This window comes from Nostoc sp. FACHB-152 (genome assembly GCF_014697475.1).
GTDB lineage: Bacteria > Cyanobacteriota > Cyanobacteriia > Cyanobacteriales > Nostocaceae > Nostoc_B.
In genome coordinates this window covers 170,677-195,532 of record NZ_JACJRV010000002.1, presented here as the reverse complement: position 1 = coordinate 195,532, position 24,856 = coordinate 170,677, and the positions used below count along the sequence as shown (strand labels likewise).

The 24,856-nt window shown below is 40.3% G+C and carries 19 protein-coding genes and 1 tRNA gene; 7 read left to right on the top strand and 13 right to left on the bottom strand.

The features are described from left to right. Positions 1-51: 51 nt before the first annotated feature. The gene (locus tag H6G76_RS02965; RefSeq protein WP_190695147.1) at positions 52-2,997 is read left to right on the top strand and encodes an EAL domain-containing protein; all 2,946 of its coding nucleotides are present in this window, start codon (positions 52-54) and stop codon (positions 2,995-2,997) included. Between the two features lie 371 nt (positions 2,998-3,368). Beyond that, positions 3,369-3,662: a DUF4278 domain-containing protein gene (locus H6G76_RS02960; protein WP_190695145.1), complete on the top strand. Its 294-nt coding sequence runs from the start codon at positions 3,369-3,371 to the stop codon at positions 3,660-3,662. A gap of 261 nt (positions 3,663-3,923) precedes the next feature. Here the strand turns inward: H6G76_RS02960 and ftsH2 are convergent, their stop codons facing one another. The 11 genes from ftsH2 to H6G76_RS02905 form a co-directional block, all read right to left on the bottom strand. Beyond that, on the bottom strand, positions 3,924-5,810 hold the full coding sequence (gene ftsH2, locus H6G76_RS02955; protein ID WP_190695143.1) for an ATP-dependent zinc metalloprotease FtsH2: 1,887 nt from the start codon (positions 5,808-5,810) through the stop codon (positions 3,924-3,926). A 609-nt stretch (positions 5,811-6,419) separates the two neighbouring features. Then, complete coding sequence (locus H6G76_RS02950) at positions 6,420-6,914, bottom strand: hypothetical protein (protein WP_190695141.1); 495 nt, start codon at positions 6,912-6,914, stop codon at positions 6,420-6,422. Positions 6,915-7,114: 200 nt separating this feature from the next. Beyond that, positions 7,115-8,554: a glutamate--tRNA ligase gene (gene gltX, locus H6G76_RS02945; protein WP_190695139.1), complete on the bottom strand. Its 1,440-nt coding sequence runs from the start codon at positions 8,552-8,554 to the stop codon at positions 7,115-7,117. A gap of 232 nt (positions 8,555-8,786) precedes the next feature. Further along, positions 8,787-8,860 (bottom strand) — tRNA-Asp (locus tag H6G76_RS02940). A 151-nt stretch (positions 8,861-9,011) separates the two neighbouring features. After that, a complete protein-coding gene (locus tag H6G76_RS02935; protein ID WP_190695137.1) occupies positions 9,012-10,538 on the bottom strand; it encodes a protein kinase domain-containing protein in 1,527 nt (508 codons plus the stop codon). Positions 10,539-10,582: 44 nt separating this feature from the next. Further along, positions 10,583-12,178 carry a serine/threonine-protein kinase gene (locus H6G76_RS02930; protein WP_190695135.1) on the bottom strand — a complete coding sequence of 532 codons (1,596 nt, stop codon included), beginning with the start codon at positions 12,176-12,178 and terminating at the stop codon, positions 10,583-10,585. A 346-nt stretch (positions 12,179-12,524) separates the two neighbouring features. Beyond that, positions 12,525-13,694: an esterase-like activity of phytase family protein gene (locus H6G76_RS02925; protein WP_190695133.1), complete on the bottom strand. Its 1,170-nt coding sequence runs from the start codon at positions 13,692-13,694 to the stop codon at positions 12,525-12,527. 292 nt (positions 13,695-13,986) lie between these two features. Continuing rightward, positions 13,987-14,430, bottom strand: coding sequence for a GNAT family N-acetyltransferase (locus tag H6G76_RS02920; RefSeq protein ID WP_190695131.1), 444 nt, complete (start codon positions 14,428-14,430; stop codon positions 13,987-13,989). Positions 14,431-14,457: 27 nt separating this feature from the next. Continuing rightward, positions 14,458-15,846 carry an AtzE family amidohydrolase gene (locus H6G76_RS02915; RefSeq protein WP_190695129.1) on the bottom strand — a complete coding sequence of 463 codons (1,389 nt, stop codon included), beginning with the start codon at positions 15,844-15,846 and terminating at the stop codon, positions 14,458-14,460. 3 nt (positions 15,847-15,849) lie between these two features. Further along, positions 15,850-16,473 carry a DUF4328 domain-containing protein gene (locus H6G76_RS02910; RefSeq protein WP_190695127.1) on the bottom strand — a complete coding sequence of 208 codons (624 nt, stop codon included), beginning with the start codon at positions 16,471-16,473 and terminating at the stop codon, positions 15,850-15,852. 99 nt (positions 16,474-16,572) lie between these two features. Further along, on the bottom strand, positions 16,573-16,761 hold the full coding sequence (locus tag H6G76_RS02905; RefSeq protein WP_190695125.1) for a DUF4089 domain-containing protein: 189 nt from the start codon (positions 16,759-16,761) through the stop codon (positions 16,573-16,575). 274 nt (positions 16,762-17,035) lie between these two features. Here H6G76_RS02905 and mnmA point away from each other — a divergent pair, with 274 nt between their 5' ends. After that, the gene (mnmA, locus tag H6G76_RS02900; protein ID WP_190695123.1) at positions 17,036-18,091 is read left to right on the top strand and encodes a tRNA 2-thiouridine(34) synthase MnmA; all 1,056 of its coding nucleotides are present in this window, start codon (positions 17,036-17,038) and stop codon (positions 18,089-18,091) included. Between the two features lie 821 nt (positions 18,092-18,912). Here mnmA and H6G76_RS02895 read toward each other — a convergent pair. Then, positions 18,913-19,563, bottom strand: a complete 651-nt coding sequence (locus tag H6G76_RS02895; RefSeq protein WP_190695121.1) for a response regulator — start codon at positions 19,561-19,563, stop codon at positions 18,913-18,915. Between the two features lie 244 nt (positions 19,564-19,807). On the opposite strand from H6G76_RS02895, the gene lipA reads away from it, so the two are divergent. Both lipA and H6G76_RS02885 read left to right on the top strand, forming a co-directional pair. Next, complete coding sequence (gene lipA, locus H6G76_RS02890) at positions 19,808-20,731, top strand: lipoyl synthase (protein WP_190695119.1); 924 nt, start codon at positions 19,808-19,810, stop codon at positions 20,729-20,731. Positions 20,732-20,924: 193 nt separating this feature from the next. Beyond that, entirely contained in the window at positions 20,925-21,062 is a 138-nt protein-coding gene (locus tag H6G76_RS02885; RefSeq protein WP_190695117.1) for a photosystem I protein PsaX, read from the top strand. A 21-nt stretch (positions 21,063-21,083) separates the two neighbouring features. On the opposite strand, the gene H6G76_RS02880 is transcribed toward H6G76_RS02885, so the two are convergent. Next, the gene (locus H6G76_RS02880) at positions 21,084-21,950 is read right to left on the bottom strand and encodes a branched-chain amino acid ABC transporter permease (RefSeq protein ID WP_190695115.1); all 867 of its coding nucleotides are present in this window, start codon (positions 21,948-21,950) and stop codon (positions 21,084-21,086) included. A 192-nt stretch (positions 21,951-22,142) separates the two neighbouring features. On the opposite strand from H6G76_RS02880, the gene hrmK reads away from it, so the two are divergent. After that, complete coding sequence (gene hrmK / locus H6G76_RS02875; RefSeq protein WP_190695114.1) at positions 22,143-23,939, top strand: hybrid histidine kinase/response regulator HrmK; 1,797 nt, start codon at positions 22,143-22,145, stop codon at positions 23,937-23,939. 72 nt (positions 23,940-24,011) lie between these two features. Next, entirely contained in the window at positions 24,012-24,839 is an 828-nt protein-coding gene (larE, locus tag H6G76_RS02870; protein WP_190695111.1) for an ATP-dependent sacrificial sulfur transferase LarE, read from the top strand. The last annotated feature ends 17 nt before the right edge of the window (positions 24,840-24,856 follow it).

Below are 24,856 nucleotides of genomic sequence, written 5' to 3'. Positions count from 1 at the left end.
CTACACTACCCTTACTTCTATTTTCGGCATTCTTATGAATAAAACTCTGTTATGACCTTTGAAGATTCTGTTGCCTCCATCGTGAATAAATTGGTTTTATCAGAAGAAGCCTTTTTCTTTGAGCGATCGCTAGATCTACTTTCAGTCGTTGGTCTGGATGGCTACTTTAAGCGGATCAACCCGATGTTTACCCAAATCCTCGGATACTCGCAAGCAGAATTATTAGCCAGTCCGTTTTTAGACTTCGTACATCCAGACGACCACTCCATCTCGCTGGCAGAACTGGAAAAGGTAAAGGCAGGCGCACCCACGCTCAATTTTGAAAATCGTTACCGAACAAAGGATGGTTACTACCGATGGCTGGCATGGACAGCATCACCGCAGCTTGACAGAGGCGTGATGTATTGCGTTGCTCGTGACATCACAGAACAAAAACAAACCCAAGCCGCTCTAAAACGTGCCAACGAAGAATTAGAACAGCGCGTTGCCGAAAGGACTGCCCAGTTACAGGAAAGCCAGGCAGAGCTGCAACAGCAACTGATAGAAATTGAAAGCATCTACCAGTCTGCACCCATTGGGTTGAACGTTCTTGATACCGATCTGCGCTTTGTGCGGATTAACGAACGACTGGCTCAAATCAATGGATTGTCTGTAGAGGAACATATTGGACGGACGATTCGAGAGTTGTTGCCTAACATCGCGGATATTGCCGAAGATCTGCTGCGCCCTATCTTTGAAACAGGAGAACCAGTACTAAACATCGAAATTCGAGGGGAAACTCCCGCACAACCAGGAGTAGAACGTATCTGGTTAGAAAGCTTTTTGCCGTTAAAAGATGGCGAGCGAGTGATTGGCATCAATACCGTTTGCGAAGAGATTACGGAGCGCAAAAAGGCAGAGGAAACCCTGCGTCGATCTGAAGAACGCTATCGCACGCTGTTTGAAACGATGGAAGATGGCTTTTGCGTGATTGAAATGCTGTTTGATGAGAACAATAAGCCGATAGATTATCGTTTTCTAGAAACTAACCCGGCATTTGAGCGGCAAACCGGACTCCTGCAAGCAGAGGGTAACACAGCACGCCAACTTATTCCCTATCTAGAAGAATTTTGGTATGAGACTTATGGCAGAGTTGCTCTCACGGGCGAACCTGTGCGCTTTGAAAATGGCTCTGACGCAATGAATCGCTGGTTTGATGTTTATGCCTTTCCCATTGAGGAGCCAGAGAGACGCAAAGTTGCCATCTTGTTCAAGGATATTAGCGATCGCAAACAGTCTGAGAAAGCCCTGCGGGATAATGAAGACCGTTTGCAGATGGCGATTACCTCTGCCCAATTAGGAACCTGGGATTGGAATCTGGTAACCGGAGAATTGAAATGGGATACTGCCTGCAAAGCCATGTTTGGGCTACCGCCCGATGCCTACATTTCCTCAGAGATATTTTTTGCAGGTTTACATCCCGATGACCGCGATCGCCTTCAAGGAATTGTTCAATATACATTTAACCCAGCATCGGGTGGCTTTTATGACACTGAGTATCGCACAATCGGTCTCCAAGATCAAGTTGAACGCTGGGTCAGGGCAAAAGGCCAAGTCTACTATGATGCTAACGGCAGACCGCTTCGCTTTATTGGTACGGTGTTAAATATTACCCAGCAAAAACAAGCCGAAGCCCAATTAATTCATGATGTTTCTCACGACTCACTTACGGGGCTACCCAACCGGGCTTTATTTGTAGAAAGGTTAGAGCGATCACTAGAGTTAACAAAACTTAATTCTGGCTACAAATTCGCTGTTTTGTTCTTAGATGTGGATCGCTTTAAAGTGATTAATGATAGCCTTGGTCATTTGATTGGGGATCAATTACTCATAGCCGTGGGGCGGCGATTAGAAAGGTGTTTGCGTGTCGGAGATATAGTTGCGCGTTTAGGTGGAGATGAGTTCACGATCCTGTTAGAGGATATCAAAGACTTAAATGATGTCATACTTGTAGCTACTAGAATCAATACTGCTTTAACAAAAACTTTTAATCTTGGTGGCAAAGAAGTTTACACTACTGTCAGTATTGGTATCGCTTTAAGCACCAGCACTTATAACCATCCAGAACAACTCATCCGTGACGCTGACATTGCCATGTATCGTGCTAAAGCATCAGGAAAAGCACGCTACGCCATCTTTGATGAGAGTATGTATACTCAAGCTGCCCAGCTATTACAGCTAGAAATGGATCTGCGACGGGCAATTGAACGCCAGGAATTTCAGGTTTACTATCAACCAATTGTCTCGTTAGAAACTTATCACATTACTGGCTTTGAAGCACTATTGCGTTGGCAACATCCTGAACTAGGATTTGTTTCACCAGAAAGGTTTATTCCGTTAGCGGAAGAAACGGGGATGATTGTACCGATTGGTTATTGGGTGTTACGTGAAGCTTGTCATCAGATGCGGACTTGGCAATTAAGACATCCGACTCACCTACCCTTAACCATCAGTGTCAATATCTCTAGTAAACAGTTTTCCCACCCGCATTTGATTGAGCAAATTCATCAAATTCTCCAAGAGACTGGTCTAGAAGGCAGCAGTTTAAAGTTAGAGATTACGGAAACTGTACTGATGGAAAATTCTGAATCAGCCACTGCTATGCTTTTGCAATTAAGACAAATGGATATTCAGTTACATATAGATGATTTTGGCATCGGTTATTCATCATTGAGTTACCTGCACCGTTTTCCCTCTAGCGCATTGAAGATTGACCGTTCATTTATCAGCAAGATTGGTGCTAACGGCGAAAACTTAGAAATTGTTCAGGCGATTATTTCCCTAGCACAGAGTCTGAAAATCGATGTGATTGCTGAAGGTTTAGAAACAAAAGAGCAATTAAGACATCTTCAAAACCAACAATGCCAACTCGCCCAAGGATACATTTTTTCTCAGCCACTTGATAGCACATCCGTAGATAAATTAATCGCATCTAATTTGCACTTTTCTTCAAGTTAATTCCTGGTAACGTGAGACTGATGAAAGTATGTGCGATCGCACTCTGCCTAAATAGGAATATAAGTCAATCCGGTTCAGTTAGTAATTTTTTCTTCTCTTGGCGACGGTAGTCGCTACCCTGCGAGTTCCGCTTTAGCTGTACAAGTCTGGCAACCGAACGCGCTGCCCTGCCTCCTCTTTGGACCCTTTGTAGTACTTTTCTCCTGACGGAGACGCTACGTGGTCTATGTTAAAAAATGACTTTAACAAAGAGTTTGAGTCTTAACTGAACTGTATGGGAATATATGTTAAAAATTGTAAATTTATTCCGGGTTTGCGTAAGTCTATAATTAGCCCCTGTTGAATCTATTAACAAGTATTTTAGAGGCAATATGAAACTTTACTATCGGGGACAGACTTATGAATACCAACCCAGCCAAAAAGCAAAACAACCATTTCAGCCAGTTCACCCTTCAGGAAAACCTTATAACTTAAGATACAGGGGGATTACTTATCATGTTGATCCAAATAATAAGTCGGCTGAAGTTCCTGTATTATCAACAACTTATAAATTAATGTATAGAGGTGTGACTTACATTATCAACAAAAATGCACAGAGAGAAGTTACCATAGTTTCTCAAGCTGCAAGCTTTGCAAACCTTGAGTCAGTAGTTTTAGAAAGTTAACTTCTCAAGGATAACTTGCCATTAAATTACATAAATTAACTTTATCGTTAATTTCTACAATAGACTTCTTGCATACATACAGCGTTTTTCGTTTGAGTGCAGTCAAGAAAACCCAACTTACAAGAGGGACTTTTGCCGGAAGTCTAATCATTAACTCTTTAATTTTGACTATTTAAATAAAAAAAGAGAGATAGTAAGTACTATCCCCCTTTGTTGTTTAGTTGCTTATTTCTAGGTCACAAACCAGAAAAGAGTTAATGATTACAGTTGTGGTACATACTGAGCTTTATCAGGCACATCAGTATACTCAGCAACAATTTGGCGGAATTCTTCGCCGTCAATAGTTTCTTTTTCGATGAGTAAATCGACTATGCGATCTGTGACGGTGCGATTTTCACGGATGAGCTTCTTAGCATTATCGTAACATTCTTCTACGATCGCTCTTACTTGAGCATCTATCCGAGATGCGATCGCTTCGGAATATTCAGATCGGGTTGTCCAATCACGCCCTAAGAAGACTTCTCCCTGTTGGCTTTCTAAGGACAGAGGCCCTAAATCAGACATCCCAAACCTTGTTACCATTTGCCGTGCCATTCCAGACAATTGCTGCAAGTCTCCACCTGCACCAGTTGTTACTTCCGCAGCACCAAACACTACTTCTTCGGCTGCACGACCACCCAAAGCACCAGTAATTCTGGCTTTTAGTTGACCGCGAGAAATTAATCCTTGTTCTTCGTTGGGAGTAAACCAAGTTAAACCTTGTGCTTGCCCCCGTGGAATTAGAGTAACTTTTTGTACGGGGTCGTGGTCTTTAAGCAAAGTACCAACCAAAGCGTGTCCAACTTCGTGGTAAGCAATTAAGCGTTTGCTCTTGCTGTCTACCAAGGGAGTACCTTCCATACCAGCTACTACGCGGTCAACTGCATCGTCGATTTCGCGGAGGGTGATTGCGTCCTTACGTCTTCTAGCGGTAAGAATTGCCGCTTCGTTGAGTAAGTTAGCTAAGTCAGCACCAGTAAAACCAGGAGTACGACGAGCGATCGCTTCTAGTGATACGCTGGGGTCTAATTTCTTGTTCCGTGCATGAACGCTTAAAATTTCCAAGCGTCCTTTGATGTCGGGTGCATCGACAGTTACTTGTCTGTCAAAGCGTCCGGGACGTAACAAGGCTGAATCTAATACATCGGGACGGTTGGTAGCAGCAATAATGATAATGCCTGTGTTACCTTCAAAACCATCCATTTCGGTGAGCAACTGGTTGAGGGTTTGTTCCCGTTCATCGTTACCGCCACCGATACCTGCACCCCGTTGTCTACCAACTGCGTCGATTTCATCGATGAAGATGATACAGGGAGCGTTATCTTTGGCTTTCTTAAATAGGTCACGGACGCGAGAAGCACCCACACCCACGAACATTTCTACGAATTCCGAACCAGAAATACTGAAGAAAGGTACGCCAGCTTCCCCAGCGATCGCTTTTGCGAGTAATGTTTTACCTGTACCTGGAGGCCCAACCAACAACACACCTTTGGGAATGCGTGCGCCTACAGCAGTAAATCTTTCTGGCTGTTTCAAGAAGGTGACGACTTCTTGTAGTTCTTCTTTAGCTTCTTCAATACCAGCCACGTCATCAAATTTTACGCCAGTTTTGGCTTCCATTTGAAAACGCGCTCTGGATTTACCAAAGCTCATTGCTTGACCAGGGCCACCAGGGAGATTGCTGGAGCGACGGAACAAAAAGAACAATCCGGTAATCAATAAAATTGGGAAAATAAGATTACCCAACAATCCCCAGATTGCGCCATCATTCCGCATGGGGTGAGCATCAAAACTAATTTGTTTTTCTTTGAGTTTGCTAATTAACTCAGGTGCGCTAATTGGCAGGTCTACCCGCCACCTCTGAATCCGATTCTCGATATCAGGATCGACAGCTTCGACAATTGCTGTTCTGCCGCCTTCAAACAGATCTACACTAGTGACGCGATCGCTATCCAAGTATTCGAGAAAGCGGCCGTATGTCATGCGTGTATTAGCGGCATTCTTACCCATATCCGCAGGAACATTAGCAAATGCTCCTTGCCAGAAGAAAAAGCCAATTACCAAAGCAGGCAATGTCCAGAGTACTAGTACTCTCCAGGAGAATTTCATCTTAATTTGCCTCTGCCAATACAATTAATTATCTCTAGGAACCGATGGTGTAATCACCAAGTGGTTTGGCAGTCGTTGATGAGTTAACCCCAATCTACTTACCTCACGGCAGTTGCTTCAACCGGGGGAACCCCCTTCGGGGACGGGAAACCCTTCCACCGCAAGTGGTTCACCGCAACGCACTGCCTCACCTTGTTACCCAGATTAAGTTTGCAACGGATGTTTATTAATCCATTTTGTTTAATCTGATGTCTAATCGTGCATCGCCATAAAAACCATAAAGCTTCAACAGCCTTATGATAATTGTGCGACGCTGACAAGAATCTTAATTAAATTTAACTTAATTTTAATACAACATTGCACGATAAAAGCAATCCCAAAAGCATAGAAAGAAGCTGAACCCGCCTAAAGCCAAGCTTTTTGCTTCCAAAAGTCCTGAGTTAATCATTTTTAATCAAATGCTACTACTGCACCTCGCGCCTCAATGCTATGCCTTTTCTCAACTTATACCAATTCTCTGAGATCTGGCTCAACACCTATTTCCACTTAGTCATTGAACACCAAAACACTCCTGAGAACAGCACCTTTGTTAGATGCAGCCTGCCAAAATTACTTGACTTCTGTAATTTTTAATGTGTAGGGGAAATACTGACCTTGATCGTAAGAACCTACCCAAACTTGATAATTTCCTGGTAGCCACTCACCAGTTATACCCGGATTTTTACCATCGAGATCATCATTGCACCAAGTACCGCCAGGGCCTTTGACAATCATTGTTACATCCTCAGGACTCTGCACTTGTAGCTTCAGGTAATCAAATTTGGTCGTGAGTTCTAAGGTATGGTCTGGTGCTTCATCCACAAATCCAGTACATGGGCCTGTGGCTGTTGCTGTCCTGCCGGCAACTTCGCTTCCAGAGATGGAACCGCCACTCATACCCCTAACATTCATCGGATCTGGAGAAAATGGGTGGTTGAGAGTTACATCTCCAAATATTGCTGGTGCTTCTTGAGCATTAGTTATGGTATTTGTTACTAATGTGACACAAAAAGCCACTACCACCAAAGATAGTCTAATCCCTCTATTTAAATATGTTTTAGACATCGTAATTACATAGGTTTATCAGTGGATTGAAAGACACGAATTTTACCTAGTAAGTTCCCAAGCAGAGAGGATTTGACTATTATTTTAAATTTGGTATGAGATAGCTAAGATTTCTCGTAGCTTGTAATTGCTTCATCTCAAAAAAATAAATTCGTAATTCGTCAAGACTCAATTACGAATTACGAATTACGAATTAGAAATTACGAATTAATCGCTTGATTCAACCTTGGCTTGTCTAAACCAATCTGATTTAACAGTAACCAGGATTGGATGAGATCGGGGCCGTGGACATCTCCAGTTAAGGCGGCGCGGAGCGATCGCATTACTAACCCTTTCTTCACATTCTGTTGTTTTACCACCTGTTTAATAATTTCCTGGGCGGTGGCTTCTGTTAATCCGGGTTGACTTTCTAAGGCAGCAATTACCGCACTCAACACAGCACTAGAACCTTCTTGTTGCAGTTGTTTACTGCCCTCGTCGCTAAATTCTACAGTTTCGCTGAAAAATATTTTACTCATTTCTACAGCTTCTACCAGACGAGTCAGGCTAGGGCCAATCACAGCAGTTAACTGCTCTAACCAAGGACGATCCTTCGCTCCGTCTAGTTGATATCCAGCTTCTTGCCAAAAAGGGATGAGTAAATCTGTCAGTTTATCCACTGGCATATGGTGGATGTATTGACTGTTTAACCAATCAAGTTTTGCCCAGTCAAACTTAGCACCTGCTTTATTGACTCGCTCAAAGCTAAATACCTTGGCAGCTTCTTCTAGAGTAAATATTTCTTGGGTGGACTCTGGTGACGACCAACCCAACAGAGTCATGTAATTTACTAAAGCTTCTGGCGTAAAGCCCATTTTTTGAAAGTCCGAAATAGAAGTCACCCCATCTCGCTTAGATAGCTTGCGCCCATCCATATTTAGAATTAGGGGCGAGTGGGCAAACTCAGGGATTGTTGCCCCTAAGGCTTCATATAAAAGAATTTGTTTGGCGGTGTTAGCTATGTGGTCTTCTCCCCGGATAATATGGGTGATTTGCATATCGATGTCATCGACCACAACCACAAAGTTGTATAGGGGTTGACCTACCCCGTCTTCTGAGGCACGGGCAATTACCATATCACCGCCAAGGTCACTACCCCGCCAAACCATTTTTTCCCGTACTAGATCATTCCAGACAATTTCGCGGTCATCGTCGATTTTGAATCGAATGACAAAGTTACGCCCTTCTGCTTTGAAAGCCGCTTCTTGTTCTGGGGTTAGGTTACGGTGGCGGTTGTCGTAACGAGGGGCTTCGTTTCTAGCTTTTTGAGCTTCTCGCAACGCCTCTAATTCTTCCGGGGTGGTGTAGCAGCGATAAGCTAAACCTTGATCTAAGAGCTTCTGCACTGCTGTTTTGTAAAGGTCTAATCGTTGGGATTGGTAAAACGGGCCTTCATCCCAGTTCAGACCCAGCCAGCACAACCCAGCTAGAATATTGTCTGTGTATTCAGGGCGCGATCGCTCTAGGTCTGTGTCTTCAATGCGTAGAATAAACTTACCCCCGTGGTGGTGGGCAAATAGCCAGTTAAATACAGCAGTTCTAGCTGTACCAATATGTAAATTTCCAGTTGGACTTGGAGCAATACGGACTCTAACAGTCACAGTTAATTCTCTCTTTCACAAAGCATGATCAATATAACAATTGCTGAGTCACCTCAGTTCAAATGTCTGTGGCAAGCCACACCCCAGGAGTGTATTTCGATAACTCGGTCTTGAGCTTCTCTCTCAACGCTGAGTTTTGAGCAATTGCTTAAAATACTTAAAATAAAAATGTGGGTACTGGTTATGATTACTTGCTTCATCAGAAGCCAGCATTAATTATTCATTTTTTTAACGGGACTGACGGGGCTCGAACCCGCAACTTCCGCCGTGACAGGGCGGTGCTCTAACCAATTGAACTACAGTCCCTTAATTCGCAACTTTATTACTATCGCGCGTTTCTTTAGGTTTGTCAAGTGTTTTTTTCTTTGCTTGAGCTTTGGTAGCTGCGGCTTTTACTCGACGATTAACAATATTAGCATTTAAACAAAATTATGCAAGTGGTTGCGAAGGTAATTTTTTAAGTTGAGCTAGTAGCAAAAACCTGTGGTTTAGCTGCCAAGTGCTGTAGGATACGAGACTGCATTTGTTTATACTGCTGCTTTAACAAATTCTTGCTTAATAAAGCTTGATTAGCTGGTGGTAGAGTTTTGCTTTGTTCTACCCAGAGTTTTAACCTTTGTCGTTGGGTGTTAACTATGTGACTGCTGAGAACATTGATACAACTGTGAGGAGCTTCTAAAGTAAAGCAAATTAAGGGGTAGCGTCCATGTTCTGCCAACGAATAAACCACCTGCTGGTTTTGGGGATTTTGCATATCTAAATAGCAGGGTAGCCATTTTGGGCCGATTTCTTGATCGTAGAGCAGTGTTACCCAAAGCAACATGGGGTGTGGGGATGTGATGAAAATAAATTGGTTGTAACGCTGGCACAACACTCGTTTTTTAATTTCTTGTTTAGGTAGCATCAACCATAGTGTTCCGAGAGTGCCTTGCGGAGTATTTAATAGATGGGGAAAGACAATTTCTTGAATAGGTTTATTTTGTGGCCATGTAAGATTTGCAAAGTTAGCTTTGAGGAGGGGAGATAACTCAGCACCCACAGGAAATTGCGGATTGTATTTTGAGGCTAAAGGTTTAGGTAAGCTCTGACAACTCGACTTTTCCAAACAGCCTAAAACTTGGAGAATTTCTGCTACATTTTGTGGGCGATCGCTTGGTTTTTTTTCCAAGCAAGCCATGATTAAACTATTAAGTTGTTGTGGTATTTTGAGTTGAGGGCTGACAGTAGCGATCGTTCGGGGTGCTTCAAAGTGATGTGCTTTATACCAAGCACCAAATAAATCAGTTTCTGGCTGCCAAGGTTTAGCACCTGTCAGCATCTCAAACATCATGACACCCAAACTATAAATATCCGAACGGCTATCAATTTCTCCTCCTTCTAACTGTTCAGGAGAACAATATGGCAAAGTGCCGTTAAACCCTCTGCTAGTACTAGCTGTATTTGCATAATTAATAAATTTAGCAATCCCAAAATCTAGGATTTTGATTAGCTCTCCTAAGATCGGATCGGGAATAACTAAGATATTTGCAGGTTTGATATCTCTATGAACTAGAGGATAAGTTTTGCCATCAATATTAATACCTTGGTGGGCGCATTGTAAGCCTAAACAAATCTGACGTGCTAAAATCAAAAACTTCGGCAATGGCATCGGCAGTAAATCTTTCAAACTTTTGCCATTTAAATATTCCATTACATAAAATGGCTTTCCTTCTGCACTCACACCATAGTCATAAGCTCGCACAATATGCAGACTCTTTTGGCTTAAAGCAGCACTCAGCATTGCTTCACGAGCAAAGTCTTGTTGCATCTTTGAGGTAAAGAAAGTTTGAGCTAAAAATTTGACGGCAACTGGTGTTCCTCCTAGTAAAATATCATCAGCTAAAAAAACTTCACCCATGCCACCACTACCAATCAACTGCTTTAGTTGATAACGATTGGCAAGCAATCCTGTAATGTGTGTAGAGATGAATGAGTTTTGATTCACTTTTACAACCTCTGCTGTTGCCGTAATTGAAACTTTGTTATTTTTTAAGAGCGTGAGAGAATTTGCAGAAATTTTTCAAATAGCTGAGAAATCCAAACTCTGAATCCCATTTTGGCAATTTGTTGTTTTTCTACTAATTTTTGCAAAATATCTGTTTTGAGTTTTTGATATTCTGATTTTAAAATAGCTTTAGCTTGTTCAGAAGCCAGATCATCATGAGATTTTTGCTCTAATTCTAACCAATCTGTTAACTGCTGTTTTTGCTTGGCTGTCAGAGTTAACGTCATGACATGAGCGCACTGTGTTGGTTCTTCAAGCGCAAAAAAGAGTAGATGATAATAGCCTCTATCTGCTAATATCTGCACTATTTTTTCTCCTCGATTATCTCTTAAATCTAAAAAGTAAGATAACCACCTAGTAATAGAAAGTTGGGCATTATATAGTACAGTAACCCATAATAACATTGGATATACGTTCATTTTAGAAATAAATTCTGTACTATAAGCCTTGTCTGAAAAGTTATTAATTTCTTGTTTGGGTAACATAGCCCAAAAAGTAGGAATAATACCTTGAGTTGTATGTAATAAGTAAGGAAAACCAATAGATGCTATTGGTTTATTTTTAGGCCAAACTTTTTGTAAACACTCTTTCTCTGATATTGATGTTACTGGTATTAGTTTTACAGGAGATAATTCTTGAAAGCTATTATTTAAGGGTGCAGTTTCCTTATTAACCTGTCGCTTAATTTTATCTAAAATTGCCAAAATTTGACTAATTGTTTGTGGACGATCTGTTACTTCTTTAGCTAGGCAATTCATCAATAATTTTTGTAATGCCTGCGGTATTTTTAATTGGATGTTTACTTCCTGTGGTGTAGGTGGAACTTGAAAACGATGAGCCTGATACCAACTTCCAAATGAGTTACTATCTGTTTGAAATGGATGTTTCCCTGTCAGCATTTCAAACATCAACACACCTAAACTGTAAATATCAGAGCGTACATCTAAAAGTTTACGTCCTTCCATATGTTCGGGAGAACAGTAAGGTAAACTCCCAATAAAAGAATCTGTTAGCGTCATCCCGCTACGTTCTGTTAAAAATTTAGCAATACCAAAATCTAGAATTTTGACAATCTCGCCTTGTTTATAATCATCAATAATGAATATATTTTCTGGTTTGATATCTCGATGAACGATGGGATATATTTCGCCTTTATGAGTAATACCTTGATGGGCGCACTGCAATCCTAAACAAATTTGATAACAAATATCTAAAAATCTTTCTAGTGTTAATGGTTGTACTTTGAGAATCTGCTTCAAGTTTTTACCTTGAAGATATTCCATAACATAAAATGGTGTTTTATCATCCGTTATTCCATAACTTAATACACGGACAATATTTTGGCTTTTACGGCCTAACTGCGCGCCAATAAAAATTTCTCTGGCAAAACGTTGAGATATTTGCTGGCTTCCTAGACTCAGCATTAAGATTTTTATAGCAACTAACATACCACCTTTAGCTGCATCTTCTGCTAGGTAAACCCTACCCATCCCGCCTTTGCCAATTAAATCTTTTATTAAATAGCGATTATTTAGAAACTTTCCAATATAAATATCAACTTCGGTTTTGGGAATTACCATATTTGGAAATATTACGCTATAAAATAATTGGAAACTATTATTCAAGCTTTAATTGTAACCATGCTTAATTACTCTAAATTTAGAGATTTGTTTATGATTTACAAAAGTTACTTTAATAATATATAAACGTTTAATAAAAATGTGGGATATTTCTCGGCAAAATTTCTTAGTTATTATGTAACATATTAATGAAAGAAAATGGATGAGGAAATCCACTTAAACAAACAATAAGTTGAAGGTTTATAGTACCTAATAACAGTGATTCTACGGTCAAAAGGCAGTAATAACCCCAAATATGACCAGAAGCGATCGCTTGCTGTGTCTAACTAAACTTAAGCTATTAAGATCAATTGAAAAGCCGACGGAACCACCTAAGCAGAGGGGGGTCAATTTTGAGTTGAAAAGCCAGGAATTGAGTACGTTGTATAGAGTTAAAATTGTTATCGCTGACAAGGATTAAAGAACGCTGTCCATTAGGTAGCCAAGGGCCGAGGGTTAACCCTTCAATGTTATCTAAAGCAACGTCTAAAGTACGTAAATCTAACAAGAGTTTTTTAGCAACTGGTTTGATACTTTGAGAATTTACTGCTAAAAGGCTATTGATATTTTGGATATCATCAGCTTCAGCTAAGGAAGTCTGAAACAGAAAAACAGCAAATCCTAACCCAGTAAAAGACCTTTCTAAACTCAAGAAATGTCCTTGATTATCTAAAGCTAATAAATCTGGTAATCCACTAGCAAACTTGCCAGTTATGTCGAATAATGGTGCAACTGGTTCAGTTTGGTATAAATATTCTTTTTCTGCTTGGTGAGTGAATAGATTATATTGCAATATTCGGCAAGATGTACCAAAGTTGGGTTTTGCTGCTGGCCCGTCTTGGATGAGGGCATTTTCCGTGGCTGTAAATAAATACTTGTGATTGGGTGTAATAGTCAAGCTTTCAAAGGCCAAATTATCACGGATACCTTTTTGCTCACTCTTGTCTGGCAAGAATTTGTTTGGGATGGGTAATGTTGTAATTGTTCTACCAGATGATAAAGAAAACTCTTGGATGAAAGGATTAATTAATTTGCCTGCATTTCCTTCGGAAGAAATAAAGACAGTATCTTTATCAGTTATAGCAATGCCTTCTGTATCAGTCTCGCCAACCGGAAAGTTTTGACCATTATTATTTAATAGCATGGTCACGCTGACAGTAACAACACCACCGCTTTTTAAAGAACCTTGTCTTAAATCGATTTTGAAAGTGTAGAAACGGGCTGGAGCTTTTTGTCCTCGGTCATCGGAAATAGCATAGTAAAGGTCATTTTTGGCATCGTAGGTGATTCCTGATAATCCGCCTACTTCAGTTGTTTGAAATGTTAATCCTTTAGCTAATGTTGCTTCTCCAATAAAATCTATGGAACTAATTTCAACAGAATCGCTGAAGAGGTTGGTAAATATAACAATAATAATTAAAATAGCAATTCCTAAATAAATAATTTTAGGAAATTTCCCAATTTTGGAATGATTCATAGTTCCGTTAAAACAAACCAAATACTTGCTCAAGTGAAAGCGTTCAATCTATCTTTCTAACACTGTCAATATATCTGCTCCAGTTAACAAATCTGGCAGGCGATCGCAATGATAAACTAAAATCGAACGTTCACTTGGCTTTATCAGCTATCCTATCTGATTACCATTTCTCAGACAGTACGAAATATATCCATACCATTTCCGTAACCCAGTCAGTGTTTGAGTCTGCTGTATTTTATGTCTAGACTATACACTTAAATCTAGATTTTAACTATTATAAAGTGTTAAGCCACTACTGCAATCGTAAAGCGTAATGATAAAATTCTGTATTCTTAGTATATCCTTGTGATTCATAAAGTTTTTGAGCAGTTATGTTAGAAAAATGAGTTGCTAAAATAACTCTAATTGCTCCACTTTGTTTTACATATTCTTGTGCAGTATTGATTAATAATGTTGCCACTTTCTTTCGGCGATATGATTCTTGCACAAACAAGTCATTTAATATCCATACTCGCTTCATCGACACTGAAGAAAAGCTGGGATAAAGCTGAGTGAAACCAACTATTTCTTCATTATCCTTAACTGCAAATACTAAGGAGTCATTATTCTGAAAACGTTCTTGCAGAAAGTTTCTGGCAGCTTTAATATCTGATGTCTGATTGTAAAAAATACGGTAATTATCAAATAATATTGCCAAACCTTCCAGATGCACACTATTAGCTAAGAAAACTTTCATCTGCTTTTCTGGTTTCTTAAATCTGATTTATTCTACTACTGATGCGGTAACTACACCTTGCTTCTCTAACACATTTGCTACCCGTAATATCAATGCTTCATTGTAAGGTGCGGCTATTAATTGCACACCCAAAGGTAAAGCATGAGAACGTTGAATTGGTACTGATAAAACAGGTAACCCAATAAAAGATAACGGTTGTGTAAATAACCCTAGATGGGGACGAACCAGAATTTCTTCACCATCTAAAATCATTGTTTGCTGACCAATCAATGGTGCTGAAATTGGTGTGGTTGGTGCAAGAATTATATCTACATTTTGAAAAACTTCTCGGATGCGATCGCGGTACCATCGCCGAAACCGTTGTGCTTGCAAATACCAGCTACTAGGAATTAATGCCCCAGCCAAAAAGCGATCGCGTGTTGCGGGGTCAAAATCTTGCGGACGCACTTTTAATTTATCTAAATGCAGATTTGCCCCTTCACTAGCTGTAATCACAAAAGCAGCTGCACGGGCGCGTTTTGCTTCTGGTATCGTGACATATTCAGTTACACCTAAAGCCTCTGCTACGATTTGAACTGCTTCTAATGCTTCTGGTGCTGCACCTTGAACAAAATAATCATCTGCAATGGCAATTCTAATATTAGATATATCTTGATTGAGTTGTGGTAAGCAAAATTCCGGAGGACGTTTTGTACAAATTGGATCGCGATTATCTTCTCCTTGCAGCACATCAAATACTGTAGCGATATCTTGTACAGAACGGGCAAATGGCCCAATGTGGTCAAAACTACTAGAAAATAAAGCGACCCCCGCACGAGATGAGCGTCCGTAAGTTGGTTTGAAACCAAACACACCGCACAAAGCCGCAGGTACGCGAATTGAACCATTAGTATCTGAACCTAGTGTGAATGGAACCAACCCAGCCGCCACCGTCGCCGCAGAACCACCGGAAGAACCACCAGCTACTCTTTGTAAATCATGAGGATTATGAGTAGCACCATAATGGGAGTTTTCTGTAACAAATCCATAGGCGTACTCATCCATATTTAAAGCACCAACCAACACAGCACCAGCTTTTTTCAACTTCGCCACTGCTGTTGCATCTTGGCTGGCGGGAGGATTTTCGGCATTAATTTTTGAACCAGCTAAGGTTGTTAAACCAGCAATATCAAAAAGATTTTTGACAGCAAACGGCACACCAGCCAATAATCCAGGATGATTACCTTGGGCTATTTCTCTATCAATTCGCGCCGCATCTGCTAAAGCTGTTTCTGTAGTGATAGTAGTAAAACAGTTAAGTTCATTATTTTGCGCCGCAATCTTGGCTAACGCAGCTTGAATCACTTCCACCGCGCTAAGTTTACCAACGCGCACGGCGGCTGCTATTGATAAGGCATTGGCTGAGTCTAAATCCATATATTAGGCAATAACGCGTTTAGATTTTTGAATAACAGCAGTCCCCATATTTTTTGTAAGTTGTAACAAAACAAAAGCGATTCCTAAATCTAAAGCAGTAGATAACAAATACCAAACCGTAAGAGATTCATTTTGAGGGTTGTTAAAAGATTCCTTTAAAAGAAACCGAGTCAAAGCTTGTGAGACTATTGTAAAACCATACAAAAGTCCTATGGATGCCCTAACTTCTTCACTAAAACTAGTCAAATCACCACCTTCTGGCTTAAATTTATCAGCAAAGGTGGATAAAACATTTGCCATTCCCCAAATGTTGTATACAGGAATTAAAAATCTTGCTACTGCACCTCCTGGTGTAATAGGGTATTCCTGAAAAAGATTTTTTAAATCAGCATGAAGCCGATGAAGCCAAATCAAAAAAAGAATAACTGAAATTATATTAATAATCAACGCAACTATTGATATTAGTCCATCTATTCCTGCCACTAGTTGATAAATTGGTTTTGCTATCACGTCCAACAAAGAGAATAGAACAGCAACACCAGCAAAACCTAAACGTACCCACAGTAAACGCAATAATAATTTACCGACACTCGCAGACTTCAAGGAAGCCGCATTGAAATTATTCATGTCATATTTCCAATAGCAATGTCGGCTAATATCTTAAGCTTACTAGTGATATTTAAAACTCAGTGACTTTACTAAAGTATCAAAGTAAGCACTAGCATACTAAGGTTCAAATATGGGTGCAGCTTCGATTTCTTCAGGTAGGGGAAAAGAATTGACGAGTTGAGCGATCGCTTTAATTCTCTCAAAATTTGCTACCACCCCATCACGATACTCATCTTTTATTTCCAAGTCCAACAATAAGGACATTTGCTCAACATATTCACCCACATCAAAACTTTGACTTTCCATTTCTGTTGTTTTGCATACTTGGGGATTAGTTTAACTTGGATGTTTAATTAGCGATACTCTGTTGTGAGCTACTGTAATTACGGATTACTAATTATTCAGTGACTAGCTCAAGTGCTTAATTACCAAGGGTTTGAGATATATATGCTATAATTTAGCAGTCGCGCAGCTGCCGTATTGTGCTTGTATGAAAAGCCTCTACTAGCACCTTGAGTAATGAAATTATTGGTTTTAATCTCTGTCGCCAGCTGCTGCTAGCTTAAAAAAATATAGACATATGAAAAAAGTTGTCGTTGGTCTTTCCGGTGGCGTTGACAGTTCCACTGCTGCTGCTATCCTGCACAATCAGGGCTATGAAGTGATTGGTTTAACCCTTTGGCTAATGAAAGGCAAAGGGCAATGTTGCTCTGAAGGAATGATCGACGCGGCTTATATTTGCGAACAGTTGGGAATTCCCCATCAAGTTGTCGATATTCGGGATGTCTTTCAGACAAATATCGTTGATTATTTAGTGTCTGGTTATAGTGCGGGAATCACACCGTTGCCTTGCTCACAGTGTAATAAAACGGTAAAGTTTGGGCCAATGGTAGAGTATGCCCGTGAACAATTGGGATGCGATCGCATTGCCACGGGTCATTATGCCCGGATTAATTATGACGAAACAACTGGGCGTTACCAATTATTAAGAGCAGTTGATCGCAACAAAGACCAGTCTTACTTTTTGTATGATTTGTCTCAAGATTTACTAGCAGCTTCCGTATTTCCCTTGGGTGAACTGCAAAAAGCTGACACGCGCCGAATTGCTAATGAATACGGTTTAAAAACCGCCGATAAGCCTGAGAGTCAAGACCTGTGCTTAGTAGAAAGCAACGGTTCCATGCGGGCATTTTTAGATAAATATCTTGCTCCCAAAAAAGGCGATATTGTTGACACTACAGGCAAAGTTTTAGGACAGCATGATGGTGTCCATCACTACACCATTGGTCAGCGCAAAGGTTTGGGAATTGCGGCGGCTGAACCGTTATATGTAGTTGAATTAGATGCTGTAAATAATCGTGTAGTGGTGGGCGATCGCACTAAGGTAACTCAGCCAGAATGTACAGTAGGGCGGGTCAATTGGGTTTCTATGGCTGAACCAGCCACTCCAATTCACGCCGAAGTGCAAGTCCGCTACCGTTCTACGCCTGTACCCGTGACAGTAATTCCTTTGGGAAATTCCCGCGTCCGCTTAGTATTTGATGAACCCCAATTTAGTATTACACCTGGACAAGCTGCGGTGTGGTACGACGGCGAAAAAGTTTTAGGCGGCGGAATTATTGAGCAATTTAGTTAAATTTAAAATTTCTTTTTCAAAATACTCTTACTCGTGACTGAGTAGGGGTATTTTATTCATGATGTTAGGTTTGTGGTTGCGATCGCTTAGTTTGCAAGCTCAGTCACTCCATAAATCGTGATAATTATAGGCGCATCCCAGTTTTTATTTAGTTAGCAAAGCTTAATCATATAAATCCGGTTTAATTTCCGAATTTACTTGTGTAGACATGGCGTAGAGAGTAGGAAAGAAGCCTTATCTGAGCTTACTGATTTTTTTAGAAATCAAATATGATTCCTATATCATACTTACAGCACATTGCAGGTAAATGAGATACAGATTTTAAGAACAAAGCCATATACCAACAGGCTTTCACCCCTATTGCCTATTGCCTATTGCCTGTTTCCTGCTGTATTTTGACTGGAATATCTATAAACTAAAGTATTTTCTATTTAATTGTCGAATGCTATGAGGAGCAAACATAAACTAATTTAAGCAAGTTACTCATACAAATTATGTATGAAGTTGCATTTTATCGCTCTATCAGCTAATAGATAAATAACCGTCACTAACTTAAGATAAGCTTGCCTTTCCAATATACTAGTTCGGCTCATTAAATATTAGGTAGGTTAATTATATGCACTCCATACATAATTTATCCAAGAAGTAATATTTTTTAGTATTGGTAAGCACTAATTATATTACATTACAAAAAAACTTAGTTACTATTTGTACTTTTTACAGATGGTACTAGTTCAAATTACTATTTAGAAGCAATATTGACTGAGTAATTATTTGACAACAAACTATTAAATACACACAAAGAAAAATAGGAGCAAATACTACTTAACTTTCTGCTTAATAAAAGTTACTACCTGAGCCAACTGTTTTTTCAAGCCTTCAATCTCAGCTTGCATTTTAACTATTTTCTCATTCAATGCTTGGATTTCTGCTAAAGAAGTGGCTTCAGTTTCAGATTTTGTTGCTGAGGCAGTCTTTTCAACACTGACTGTGGCTACTGTAGCATGATCAGCGATCACCTCTGTACTAGTATGCGTAGTTGTACTACTGATATTTTTAGCGGCAACTGCTCCTACCAAAGCGGGTTCTGGACGGGGTAGCTTGGCTTTAGCCATTGCTAATTTAATAGCATCAATTAATTGTTTTTTATCAAATGGTTTACCCAGGAATTCAAAGTATTCAAAAGGTGCAGGGATTTTTTCGGTCACTTCTTCCTTGCGACCCGACATGATTACTAAGGGAATCTTTCTTAACTCTGGGTGGGCTTGAATTTGTTGAAAAACTTCCCAGCCACTCATTTTGGGTAGTAAGAAATCTAACATAATCAAACTGAGCTTTTCTTGACGGATAAAATTAAGCCCTTCGACTCCGTCTTTAGCTTCTAATACCTCGAAATTGCCCGGAGGCAACATTTCTCTAACTTTAACTCTAACAACGGTAGTGTCATCAATAACTAAAATTTTGTTTGCCACGACTGGTTACTCTAACAGAAAATTTAAATTGAATAACGGCTTACGCCACTTGACTTTGAAAGTCCTCTTACTATATCCAAATTTATGATGAATTGGGGGATAGTATATTTCGGTATAAATGGCTTTATTGCCAGTGTTCTATAAAACTTACCTCCGTAGTATTAGCAATTTGTGTCATGGTGATATTTAAGGCTTAAATCTTGCTTGATGTAGAACACTATTTTTGGATTTTCCTGAGATACTTATGACTCCGTTACAACCAGCCCAATTTAAGTCAGAGATTATCGCTATGCCTAGCTGGTTACGTCGCTCTATTGGCAAAGCCAGCGAAATTTCTACGGTGCAACGCATTATTAAGCAGCGTCAAATTCACACCATCTGTGAAGAGGGACGTTGCCCAAACAGGGGAGAGTGCTACGCCCAAAAAACGGCAACTTTCTTACTTATGGGGCCAACCTGCACCCGTGCTTGTGCCTTTTGTCAAGTGGATAAAGGTCATGCACCAATGCCTCTTGATTTAGAAGAACCACAAAAGGTAGCCGAGTCGGTACAGCTTTTAGGATTGCGTTATGTAGTTTTGACTTCTGTAGCACGGGATGACTTGCCAGATCAAGGTGCAGGCCATTTTGTAAAAACAATGGCAGCTATCAGGGAATTAAATCTAGAAACTCAGATTGAAGTATTAACTCCTGATTTTTGGGGTGGTGCAGGTGCGGGAGAAGCCGGACAACGCCAACGGCTAGAGATGATAGTCAAGGCCAAGCCAGCTTGTTTTAATCACAATATTGAAACAGTACAAAGGTTAACTAGCAGAGTACGTCGGGGAGCAAAATACGATCGCTCGCTCCGAGTCTTGGCTATAGTTAAAGAAATTGACCCGACTATTCCCACAAAGTCAGGTTTAATGCTGGGACATGGAGAAACAGTAGAAGAAGTTATCCAAACAATGGCAGATTTAAGATCTGTAGGATGCGATCGCTTAACAATTGGTCAATATATGCGCCCTTCCTTAGAACATCTGCCAGTACAAAAATACTGGACTCCGAAGGAATTTGATGAACTGGGCAGCCTAGCATGGAAAATGGGTTTCAGCCATGTCCGTTCCGGGCCGCTAGTTCGCAGTTCTTACCACGCAGGAGAAGAGACAAGTGAGAAGTCTGAAGTCTGAAATGCTTGTTCATTAGTCATTTGTCATTAGTTACTTTCCTCTGCCCCCCGCACCTCTGCCCCTCTACCCTGTTCCCTGTCCCCTGTCTCCTATCCCCTACTGTTGAGCTAGACAAATATTTCTTACGAATGTGGGTAATTGGTGCAGCTATTTGGTATTTCTGAAAAAGTCATAACATTTAGGAGAACTTTTAATGGCTGATCAAACTCCGAACTTACCAGTTGCACAAAGTGGAGCAAAACCCCCCTACCCATTTCGCACAGGTTGGGCTTTGTTGCTTTTAGCTGTTAACTTCTTGGTAGCCGCTTACTATTTCCACGTGATTGAATAGTTAAAAGCGGACTGGTGTTGCTCAAATCGTGCCTTTGAATAAACCTTTGGGACGAATGAGCAACACCAAAATCATAATCAGCAGGGCAATACCTTGTTTGTATTGAGAACCTAGCCAAATAGTGCTGACTTCCTGAGCAATACCAATGATAAAAGCTGCGGCGATCGCGCCGTAGGGATTCCCGATTCCGCCTAAAATTACAGAAGCAAACAAGGGCAAAATTAAAAACCATCCCATATTGGGGCGCACTGCTGTAATTAAACCGTACATACTGCCACCCAAAGACGTAAGTGTACCAGCAATCACCCAAGTCCAAAGGATCACTTGCTCAACATTGATACCGGAAACTCTGGCTAAATCTAAATCATCTGCCACGGCTCGCATCGCTTTACCAATTTTTGTGTTTTGCAGGAGGTAATGCAAACCTACAATGGCTAATACTGCTAGACCTAACACTAACAATTGATTTTGCGGGATTCTTACACCAAAAAATTCCCAAGCAGAAGTTACAGGAAGATTGTAATTTTGGTTTTTGCCTCCCCAAATCAAAATAATACCATTGCGTAAGAATAAGGCTAGACCAATCGAAATAATAATCAGTGTTGTCGAAGTAGCGCGAATCAATCGCATTTTTGACCACAACAACTTTTCTGATAACAGCATCGCCGCTACTGTGCCTACCGTTGCCAAAATCATCGATAGCCAAATATTTACGCCGCCAGTATTTATCAAGAAAGTCAAATAAGCTCCCAAGGTGAGGAAATCACCATGAGCGAAATTAGATAACCGTAAAATCCCGTAGGTTAGGGTCAGTCCTACAGCAGCAAGAGCAATAATACTCCCCAAAGCAATGCCATTGACAATCAGTTGTATAAGCTGTGTATCCATGAGTTTTAACTAAATAAGTTACTTTAAAAAGGTTTAAGCTGGGTGTCTTTGTCGAAAAATATTGTTACGTCGTTTACCATTAATAGTAAAAGTTATGATTTATCAACAAAAAAGATTTGTGAGCTAATATACATAGAATCTTGTTCGCATTTTTGCATAAGACTACATTTGTTCAGAGCGGTCTAGTTGACCATGCAGCAGTATTCAAGCTTACCAGAACGAAACTCCCAGGTAGATACAACGCCAACACTGTTGGCAACAATTCAACAACTCCGTGCTGAGTTGTGGTTGGAGCGCAGCTTGAACAAGCTGCAAAATCGCCTGCATGATTATCTCCTTTCTGCTGGGGCTAGTACCTTACAGGTAGAAGTTATAGAAGCAGAAATTTTTCAAACTGTGGTCAACGAACTCGATGTTGCTTTGAACAATAGTAGAGTAGCGATCGCCTTAGCTCAACCAACATCAACATTTGCTAAAGTTTGTTACATTTCTGCTTCACCATCTCCAGCCATAGAAATCATGCCTAAAAAAGGCAAAAAGCTGCGGTTGAAATTAGCAGACACAATCAAAATCGAAGATTTACAACAGTTAGCAAATCAAGAAATGCCGAGTGTCTGGCCTTTAGCTAGTGATTCTGACACTATTGGCTGGCTAATTATTGGTAATGCTTCTAGGGAAATTCTCACAGCATCTCAACTCCAACTAAAATCAGAATTATTGACCAGGGTGGCTCAATATTGTGTTGAGGCTTTAGTACGACTTGAACAAATCAAATCTTGGCACCAGCAGTCTCAATATTTAGGTAGCTCTAATCAAGAACTACAAAGAACGAATCAACTCAAAAACCAATTTCTGGCAAACACCAGTCACGAAATTCGCACGCCTCTGAGTTCGATTATCGGCTTTACCCATCTGCTGTTAGCTCAAGGTTATGACCCAAGCAGAGAACGCCATCAAGAATATTTAAATATTATTCAATCTAGCGGTAAACACCTTTTAGCACTAATCAATGACATTTTAGACCTCTCTAAAATTGAGGCTAATCAGTTAGAAGTGCAGTATGAAGAAGTGGATGTACCAGAACTGTGCCGTAATGTTTTAGCTTTAATCAAAGAGAAAGCTGCTAACAAAGGTTTGAAATTGTGTTTAGAACTAGATCCTACAGTTAAAACTCTCGTTGCTGATCCTTTACGGCTCAAGCAGATGTTATTAAATTTGCTATTTAATGCCGTCAAATTTACTCCAAGTGGTTCTGTTGGCTTACAAGTTTTAGTTCAAGGTACATTTTTACGTTTCACAGTTTGGGATACGGGGATTGGTATTTCTCAAGCAGACCAAACTCAAATTTTTAAACCTTATGTTCAGATTGCTAACTCTGTAACTACTCGTGAAGAAGGTACAGGCTTGGGTTTGGTTGTGACTCGCAAACTTGCTGAAATGCACGGTGGTTCCGTAACAGTAGAATCCGAAGCTAACTGTGGTTCGCGGTTTAGTCTGATTTTGCCTGTGAAACAAGTAACAGAAGTGGAGGGAATTGAGGGAGATTCTACCAGAGATATTACGCCTTCATCTCATCTACCTATTACCTCTAGCTGTAACTCAAGCATTTTGTTGGTGGAAGATGACTTACCTAATGGCAAGTTGATGCAAACGTATCTTGAAAGGTTTGGTTATCACGTAACTTGGATTAAAAACGCTAGCCAAATGTGGGAAGCACTCTCACAGAAAAAACCAGGGCTAATTTTAATAGATATTAAGTTACCAGATGAAAACGGACTGAAGCTAGTACAGCAAATCCGTCAGCAGCCTGAATATCAAATGATTCCGATAATTGCCCAAACCGCAATGGCGATGAAAGGCGATCGCGAAACTTGTTTAGCATCAGGCGCAAATGAATATATCTCTAAACCTCTTGACTTGCCACTGTTAGCCAATCTGGTAGGTAAGTATATTAAATTACCGCAACAAGATAAAACTACAAGCAGCTAAAACACTGGTTTCGGCTATAGCTCTAAAATTAAATGTATTAGGAACTGTAAAGCTTTAGCCAGGATTGGGGAAATGACGTTAATAGAAAAACTTGAGCAATTAAAAGCCTTATTTAGCGAAATGGAACGCGCGTTAATTGCTTACTCTGGGGGTGTTGATAGTACTTTAGTTGCCAAAATTGCTTATGATGTGCTGGGCGATCGCGCAATGGCGGTGACAGCTGTTTCTCCTTCGTTGTTACCAGAAGAGTTAGAAGACGCAAAAATTCAAGCCGCAACTATTGGGATTCCCCATCAAATCGTTCAAACCTACGAGATGGAAAATCCTAATTACACATCTAACCCTGTCAACCGTTGTTATTTTTGCAAAAGCGAATTACATGACACTCTCAAACCATTAGCTACCCAGTTAGGCTACCCCTACGTAGTTGATGGGGTAAACGCTGATGATTTGCACGATTACCGCCCAGGAATTCAAGCCGCCAAAGAACGAGGCGCGCGATCGCCTTTAGCAGAAGTTGGTGTATCAAAATTAGAAGTCCGTCAACTTTCCCAACAGCTTGGCTTACCTTGGTGGGATAAACCTGCTCAACCTTGTTTAAGTTCCCGCTTTCCTTACGGTGAAGAAATTACTATAGCTAAGTTACAAAGAGTCGGTAGAGCCGAAATTTATCTGCGAAAACTCGGATGGGATAACTTGCGTGTGCGTTCTGAAGGTGATACAGCACGTATTGAACTAGCACCAGAAAAAGTTAAAGATTTTGTTGTGTCAGTTGATTTACCCTCCGTAGTTTCCGCATTCCAAGAATTTGGATTCATTTACGTCACCCTCGACTTAGAAGGTTATCGTAGCGGCAAATTAAATCAAGTGTTACACCAGAATTTAAAAGTTACAAATTAGATTTAACTTACCAACAC

Coding starts and splice junctions, on each gene's coding strand:
- H6G76_RS02885 (WP_190695117.1), top strand. CDS start 20,925: ATGGCTGATCAAACTCCGAACTTACCAGTTGCACAAAGTGGAGCAAAA.
- H6G76_RS02915 (WP_190695129.1), bottom strand. CDS start 15,846: ATGGATTTAGACTCAGCCAATGCCTTATCAATAGCAGCCGCCGTGCGC.
- H6G76_RS02925 (WP_190695133.1), bottom strand. CDS start 13,694: ATGAATCATTCCAAAATTGGGAAATTTCCTAAAATTATTTATTTAGGA.
- H6G76_RS02950 (WP_190695141.1), bottom strand. CDS start 6,914: ATGTCTAAAACATATTTAAATAGAGGGATTAGACTATCTTTGGTGGTA.
- mnmA (WP_190695123.1), top strand. CDS start 17,036: ATGAAAAAAGTTGTCGTTGGTCTTTCCGGTGGCGTTGACAGTTCCACT.
- lipA (WP_190695119.1), top strand. CDS start 19,808: ATGACTCCGTTACAACCAGCCCAATTTAAGTCAGAGATTATCGCTATG.
- H6G76_RS02880 (WP_190695115.1), bottom strand. CDS start 21,950: ATGGATACACAGCTTATACAACTGATTGTCAATGGCATTGCTTTGGGG.
- larE (WP_190695111.1), top strand. CDS start 24,012: ATGACGTTAATAGAAAAACTTGAGCAATTAAAAGCCTTATTTAGCGAA.
- H6G76_RS02965 (WP_190695147.1), top strand. CDS start 52: ATGACCTTTGAAGATTCTGTTGCCTCCATCGTGAATAAATTGGTTTTA.
- H6G76_RS02905 (WP_190695125.1), bottom strand. CDS start 16,761: ATGGAAAGTCAAAGTTTTGATGTGGGTGAATATGTTGAGCAAATGTCC.
- H6G76_RS02920 (WP_190695131.1), bottom strand. CDS start 14,430: ATGAAAGTTTTCTTAGCTAATAGTGTGCATCTGGAAGGTTTGGCAATA.
- H6G76_RS02910 (WP_190695127.1), bottom strand. CDS start 16,473: ATGAATAATTTCAATGCGGCTTCCTTGAAGTCTGCGAGTGTCGGTAAA.
- H6G76_RS02960 (WP_190695145.1), top strand. CDS start 3,369: ATGAAACTTTACTATCGGGGACAGACTTATGAATACCAACCCAGCCAA.
- hrmK (WP_190695114.1), top strand. CDS start 22,143: ATGCAGCAGTATTCAAGCTTACCAGAACGAAACTCCCAGGTAGATACA.
- ftsH2 (WP_190695143.1), bottom strand. CDS start 5,810: ATGAAATTCTCCTGGAGAGTACTAGTACTCTGGACATTGCCTGCTTTG.
- H6G76_RS02930 (WP_190695135.1), bottom strand. CDS start 12,178: ATGGTAATTCCCAAAACCGAAGTTGATATTTATATTGGAAAGTTTCTA.